Genomic DNA, 6,721 nt, shown 5'->3' with positions numbered 1-6,721 from the left:
TCATACAAAAAGAGCCCTAATCACCAAGTGATTAGAACTCCAATATTTTGTTCACCAACAACAGTTGACGAAGAACCCCACTTTTCGCGTCCGCTTCAAGTCGTAGTCAGGGAAAATAATGTTAAACTCTTCCCCACCGGTTCTATATAAGATGATACTATTATCGACTTTTTTTAAGGTCGCCGCCACCGTGCTGGCGACTTGCTTGAGAACTTCATCTCCAGCCAAGTGCCCATAGGTGTCGTTGACGTGCTTGAAGTGATCGATGTCAAACATCACCATCGATAGGTTCGTATTGTGTGCGGTACTCTGTTGAAATTGATAGGCAATGGCTCGGTCATACGCTGCATAATTCTGCACGCGAGTCAGCGCATCCCAATTGGCAGACTGGAATAGGCGATCCTTGATTCGCCGGTCCTTATCCTGAATCTTGAAGTAACCATACATTAGACTCGCCAGTGCTGCATAGTCGCCAAGCTCGATAAAATACGTACTCCAGTCCAAGTGGAAACGCAATTTGACCAAGAACCACAGGGCCACAGCAAATAGCATGGCAATTGTAATGTAGCGCGTAAACGGCCACCGCCACAGATGCGTGCTCTGTTGATAAGAGATGACGTAGAACAGGACAAACAGAATCGTGTAGACCCACGACAAGATGGCCGTAAAATTCCCGTTCATCAGCATAAATCCGACCCCGGCTAAGAAAATCAGCCAATGCGGAATCTTAAGCTGTAAGAAGTAAGCTACAAAAATCAACAGTAAGAGTTGAAAATTGGTAAACGTCCACGACAAATGACTATCGCGCACAATTAATTGTAATGCAAACACCGATACGACGGCACAGGTCGTCCCGATGGCAATCTGAACCCTTTTGACGTTAACTGGCTTGTTTTGTGATTCGACCTTCGCCGTTACCCAATTAAAAACCGACCAGTACAGCGTAATGACCCCTAGAACAAAGAAAATACTGGTGATGATTGGGGGAACTAGCCAAATTGACCATGCCATTGTCTAATCATTCTCCTCGTTAGTTAAGTTTAGTAATTGACTACCGACCAAAGTATCAATTATTCCCAGCTAGTCCGCGTTTCCACAGCGGAAAATACGACCCCGGGCTAAATAACTCACTACTCTCACTATAGAACAAACCATATAACAAAACCATAAACCTTTATATAATATAATATGTTGTGGCAAAAATTAATACGGCCAAAAATGCCTTCCTGTCTATTTTTTCCACAATTCCCCCCTATTCTTAATCGTTAAAATAAAGTATGATGGTAGCAGACACTTGTAAGGAGGAACTCATACCTATGTACCGTTATTTTCTTCAGCCACAACTAGATGTATCCAACAACTCGTTGATTGGCTACGAGTTGCTAATTCGTCAACAGGTTGATGGCAAGTGGGTCCTACCCCACAATTTTGCATCCATTCCAATAGATGTTCAAGCGGATCTCATCGACCGAACAGCCAAAAAGTTAGCTTTAAAAATTGGGTCCGTTTCTTTTAACGTCAACCAAAGCCAATTTATTGATCCGACCATTGCCAATGCTATTATTGCTGCACAACAGCACATTTATCCGGTTAATTTGGTCCTAGAGGTCACCGAAGAGGTCACCGACGAAAAAATTTCCAATCAACAGATCATCGATCAGGTTCACTTCTTTGATGAGCATGTGATTCAACTAAGTCTTGATGATGTTGGCACCGGCGTCAACACTTATGACCACTTGGAACCCATTCTCCCTTACGCAAGTGAAATTAAATTCGCCATGCAAAACTTCCGCCAGGAAAAACGTGAGAGCGAGATTCCTGAAGCTCTAGCCTTTTGGGATAAGATTGCTAAACAGTACAAGCTTCGTTTAATCCTCGAAGGAGTGGAAAACGAAGAGGAACATGAAATGGCCAACCGCTTAGAGATTGATCTCCGCCAGGGGTGGTTCTACGGTAAACCTCATCTCTTTAAACTGGATGACGCTAAATAAGAGTCAGTATTTTCGAATACTGGTTCTTTTTTATATAAAAAAAGTCGCTAATCAACGTTTTCACGTCTGACTAGCGACTACCGAATGTTTTCTATTGGGTATACTGGGCTCGAACCAGTAACTTACGGATTCAGAGTCCGCTGCCTTACCATTTGGCGAATACCCAATGATTTGCATTGCTTTAAGCAACTATTTAATAGTAACTTGTTCCGCTTTTGGTGTCAACCAATTTTCTTTAAAAAATAGGCGGAACTGTATGAATTTCCGATTCTTTGTAATTTTATGCAGAGAACAATTGACATTTTTTGCCGGATAGCGTAAATTAGATATTGCTAGTAAATGACATTGCCCGCTGGTCAAACTGGTTTAAGACGTCGCCCTCTCAAGGCGGAGTTACGGGTTCGAGCCCCGTGCGGGTGATACTTAAGACGGCGTTTATAAACAAAGAGCACTGAATCGTTGATTTAACAACGATTCAGTGCTCTTTGTTTTTAGAATATTAAAAATAAGCCAACCCTCAAGAATTAGAAGGTTGGCCCATTTTTATAATCGCTTAATCAAGACAAAGCATATCTCGCCTAAATTAGTGTTTTCGAAGCCAAACATACCCAAAACCACTAGCTGTCAGCAATAATGCAATGCCAACAATGGTGTAAATCACACTGGTCGTACGACGTTCACCTGTCTGAGGTAAAGTTGACCCCGTGTAGACTGTACCTGTTGATTGTCCATTGCTGCCTGCCGCGCCAGTAGTTCCACCTGATGTTTGACCAGCACCATAACCAGCAGACCCGCCTGTCGTTACACTAGGCTGTGTCGTGGTTGAATTACCATTACCACTCCCTGTGGTCAATGTTGACGGCTTAGTTGGTGTTGTTGGCTTTGGTGGCTTGATGGATGGCGTCGTCCCCGGCGTTGTCGTTCCCGGATTGCCCGGATTCGTTGGCGGTGTTGTCGTTCCTGGATTACCTGGATTCGTTGGCGGCGTTGTCGTTCCCGGATTACCTGGATTCGTTGGCGGCGTTGTCGTTCCTGGATTACCTGGATTCGTTGGTGGCGTTGTCGTTCCTGGATTACCTGGATTCGTTGGCGGCGTTGTCGTTCCCGGATTACCTGGATTCGTTGGCGGCGTTGTCGTTCCTGGATTACCTGGATTCGTTGGTGGCGTTGTCGTTCCTGGATTACCTGGATTCGTTGGCGGCGTTGTCGTTCCCGGATTACCTGGATTCGTTGGCGGCGTTGTCGTTCCTGGATTACCTGGATTCGTTGGTGGCGTTGTCGTTCCTGGATTACCTGGATTCGTTGGCGGCGTTGTCGTTCCCGGATTACCTGGATTCGTTGGCGGCGTTGTCGTTCCTGGATTACCTGGATTCGTTGGTGGCGTTGTCGTTCCTGGATTACCTGGATTCGTTGGTGGCGTTGTCGTTCCCGGATTGCCCGGATTCGTTGGCGGCGTTGTCGTTCCTGGATTACCTGGATTCGTTGTACTACTGTCTTCTTTAACGTCTTCCGCAGAAACTGTAACGGCGGCCGTTGTTCCTTCCTTGATCGTAAACGAAATAGGTGTCTTGTTTAAATCATACCCTTCAGGTGCCTTCGTTTCGACAAATTGATAGTCACCAGTAGCCAGGCTATCATACTTAATGTTTCCATTAGCATCAGTTACCAAATCTGACTTAACAACTTCACCACTGGCTGTCTGCAGTTCGTAAACCGCTCCAGCCAATGCGTCTCCATTTGCTTTGTCCGTTTTGGTCAGGATGACTTCACCGGTCTTTTGATCGGATCCACCGCCTCCGTCACCGTTTCCGCTACCAGTACCGCCCCAAACGATCCGAGCACTAACATTCTGACCGTTCAGAGAAGCATTATTACTCCAAGAGCCACCCGTTCCCGAAACATCTGGGATTGTCTGATAAGTCATGTCAACAGCTGTCGTCACATTTTCAAACGAGAAAATAAGCATACTATTGCCGACATCAACTGATGGTGTTAGGGTTCCCCCATCACCAACAAAGTTGCCAGATTCATCATATGTTCCCGTTGCGGCGTGGACGCTACCCGGAACATAAGTCTGCGAAGCGCCAAAATTATCCGTGATGACCGTCTGCCCCAGATTTGTACTGTTTGGATTAAATGCAATATTCCAAGTCAACTTTGCGGGCGAGCCATCTTCATTGCGCTCAGACACCCAGCCAACTTTGTTAATTCCCCAATCTAATCCAACAGTATTATTGTCGGTACTTCCTTTCACGTAGAACTGTAAGTGACCTTTACGGTTAGTCGCAGTATTCGTTAATGCACCATTAAACGTGATAGTTCCTGTGCTTTCCCCCTCTTTGATGGTAAACGTGCCGATTTTTTCGCCGTTATCATCAAAAAGTGGAAATGTAACATCACGTCGACCAACGGCACTGTTTGGAAATGTAACTGTTGCCGTATCGCCATCTTGAATTGTAACGCCATCTGGAATACCCCAAGTATACTCAACGGTATAATTATCCCATTTGCTTAAATCAGATCCATTTGGAATTACCTTACCATTTGAATCCGTAATCACAGCGTCATTTTCACCTAAACCAGAGACAGCAATTTCACTGGCATGGGCGGTAACCGTACCAGCGCCGAGGCCTCCGATAAGACAGACGACGATAGCTATCAAGATACCCATCACGACGGCGGTTATCTTCTTTCGCATCGTACTCCTCCTCCTAACAATATTTACCAACAATTACCACTGTTAATGAAATCTCAAGTCTAGTAACTGCTAGTCTCACAAGTAACTTACTTTGGACAATATTTCTACCGCCTTGTATTTACTATAACTGCTATTTGAGGCGTCGGGGTGTTAGCAAGAAATAATTGGGGTCGTTGCAAAAGAAGTTTATGTTAACCCCCTTGTTTAACTGCATTTTTATTGACTTGGCCCTAAAATCATCGCCACTAGCGTTGATACAAAGCCATTTAACATCTTAGTAGCTTACCGCAAAATTATATAAGCGACCTGCTAGAACATATAATAATTGGTCGACTATGCATGCAAGTCGCACGCATCTAATTTCTGCCGATATAGAGGTTCGTCAGGCTCCCCGCTCCGCTAACCAACATTTACGCCACATGTTAACAAAAGATAATGGTACTGCCCCTCTCCACTTTAATTCTACCTGCTCAAATAGATTGTCGTATCATAATATTTATGATCATTAGGGCCTGTTCCATTGTTTGTTCTATAATTCGCCTTCCACTTCACCCGAACACTGGTGATATCACCGACGTCCGCTAATTTGGGTACCAAATAGTAAATATTTCCCTCAACTCTTGTCCCTTTATTTAGTTCCCCAGCAAACATATCGCTATCACTAATATCCGCTTTTATTTTCTGATTAGTGTTCGTTGTTAATGTTCCTTGGGCTGGATAGGTAATGATATTTTGGTTTGCATGGATCCCCATATGAACCTTAATAATTCCAGCAATTTTTTGACCAGCCTTACTATCAATTTCATTATCCGCTTTAGCCTTATCATGATAGATACTACCAACCTTATAAACCGTCACGTAATTAATTTTAAACGTTGCTTTCGACCAACTGTCGTCCTTTCGAGCACTCTTGTATGACTGCTGATTGACCACCCGAATATCATCCGATCCCAATTTGAAACCATCAGTGTGGGGTGACATTCTAAATTCATCTCTATTTTCCGGTGAATCTACGGACCGAATCGGGGAAACCACATAGTGATTTGCTGTCCAATGACTCACACTCAAGTAGTTAAATAGGCCGACATACATCAGCGTTACAGCAGCTAAAGCAGGCCACCTCACCCATTTGTAGAAGTAGCGTGGATTATGACGTATATATCGATTTCTTTGTCCCTTCATGGGCTTGACCAGTCTGATTACTACCATGATTGGTCCTATCATTGGAATCAATGTCACCCAAAGATAGTGACCGGATTTTCCCGTATCGTGTATTCGGCGAATAACCGCCGTAAGTGTCATCACATTCAACCATGCTAGTAGCCCCGAAAAAGTAATCAATATTAGTGCCCTTAAAGACTTAATAACTGACAAGTCGATTGCAAATGCGGGCACTCGCATTGTTAGTCTTAAAAATACGACCAAACTAATTTCCATTGCAGCCACAGCTAGATAAAACCACCAAAAATCTGCTCGTCCCATGCGACCACTAATGACAAAACAGTCTCGTATCGCTTCCTTAAACGACTTGATTATCCTGGGCTGCAAGTTAAGTGTCTCTGCTCTCAAGCTCACCCGTTCCCCGCATAACGGACACAATGTGACTATTTCTTGTCCACAAATCTCACAATGATATTTCTTAGTATTTGGTTGCAAGCGACTTCTCCTTAAAAATTTCATTTTTTTGTTGGCTAATCAGGCCACTCAATAGCAGTATTATATGTAAGACGTTTTTTCTTAAGCTAACAAAAACAATATCACGTTAAGGGCTTGCTATCAATCTTTTATAGCATTTATTTTATTGCCATTTTTATAAAACGTCGGTCCCATACCGAACTAATTTTTCTAGGTGCCTTACACAAAAAGAGAGTGGGACAAAAGGCGATTAGCTGGCGAGCATTAAGGCGGATAACCAAATAACCCCGGGCTTGGATTATTTGGTTATCCGTTTTAAGGGCTCTTTGTCAACCGGTGTTGATGGAGGGAATTTCGGAGGTTCAATTCATTTACGAATTGGGCCTCTTTTTTGTAC

General features: G+C 43.8%; 4 protein-coding genes and 2 tRNA genes. 2 read left to right on the top strand and 4 right to left on the bottom strand.

What is annotated here, in order from left to right; all coding sequences use genetic code 11:
• Positions 1 to 51 precede the first annotated feature (51 nt).
• Positions 52 to 1,011 carry a GGDEF domain-containing protein gene (locus EKM89_RS13295; RefSeq protein WP_125689271.1) on the bottom strand — a complete coding sequence of 320 codons (960 nt, stop codon included), beginning with the start codon at positions 1,009 to 1,011 and terminating at the stop codon, positions 52 to 54.
• Positions 1,012 to 1,316: 305 nt separating this feature from the next.
• On the opposite strand from EKM89_RS13295, the gene EKM89_RS13290 reads away from it, so the two are divergent.
• On the top strand, positions 1,317 to 1,991 hold the full coding sequence (locus EKM89_RS13290; RefSeq protein WP_125689269.1) for an EAL domain-containing protein: 675 nt from the start codon (positions 1,317 to 1,319) through the stop codon (positions 1,989 to 1,991).
• Positions 1,992 to 2,085: 94 nt separating this feature from the next.
• Here the strand turns inward: EKM89_RS13290 and EKM89_RS13285 are convergent.
• A tRNA-Gln gene (locus tag EKM89_RS13285) sits at positions 2,086 to 2,157 on the bottom strand.
• Positions 2,158 to 2,337: 180 nt separating this feature from the next.
• Here EKM89_RS13285 and EKM89_RS13280 point away from each other — a divergent pair.
• A tRNA-Glu gene (locus EKM89_RS13280) sits at positions 2,338 to 2,411 on the top strand.
• A gap of 163 nt (positions 2,412 to 2,574) precedes the next feature.
• Here the strand turns inward: EKM89_RS13280 and EKM89_RS14345 are convergent.
• Positions 2,575 to 4,689, bottom strand: a complete 2,115-nt coding sequence (locus EKM89_RS14345) for a SpaA isopeptide-forming pilin-related protein (RefSeq protein ID WP_125689267.1) — start codon at positions 4,687 to 4,689, stop codon at positions 2,575 to 2,577.
• A 462-nt stretch (positions 4,690 to 5,151) separates the two neighbouring features.
• Complete coding sequence (locus EKM89_RS13270; protein ID WP_164510601.1) at positions 5,152 to 6,345, bottom strand: DUF805 domain-containing protein; 1,194 nt, start codon at positions 6,343 to 6,345, stop codon at positions 5,152 to 5,154.
• Between the last annotated feature and the right edge of the window lie 376 nt (positions 6,346 to 6,721).

The sequence above is a fragment of the Levilactobacillus fujinensis genome (assembly GCF_003946335.1).
Classification (GTDB): Bacteria; Bacillota; Bacilli; order Lactobacillales; family Lactobacillaceae; genus Levilactobacillus; species Levilactobacillus fujinensis.
Note: the sequence above shows the minus strand (reverse complement) of the source record. Positions and strands in the feature narration are given on the sequence as shown.

Coding starts and splice junctions, on each gene's coding strand:
- EKM89_RS13295 (WP_125689271.1), bottom strand. CDS start 1,011: ATGGCATGGTCAATTTGGCTAGTTCCCCCAATCATCACCAGTATTTTC.
- EKM89_RS13290 (WP_125689269.1), top strand. CDS start 1,317: ATGTACCGTTATTTTCTTCAGCCACAACTAGATGTATCCAACAACTCG.
- EKM89_RS14345 (WP_125689267.1), bottom strand. CDS start 4,689: ATGCGAAAGAAGATAACCGCCGTCGTGATGGGTATCTTGATAGCTATC.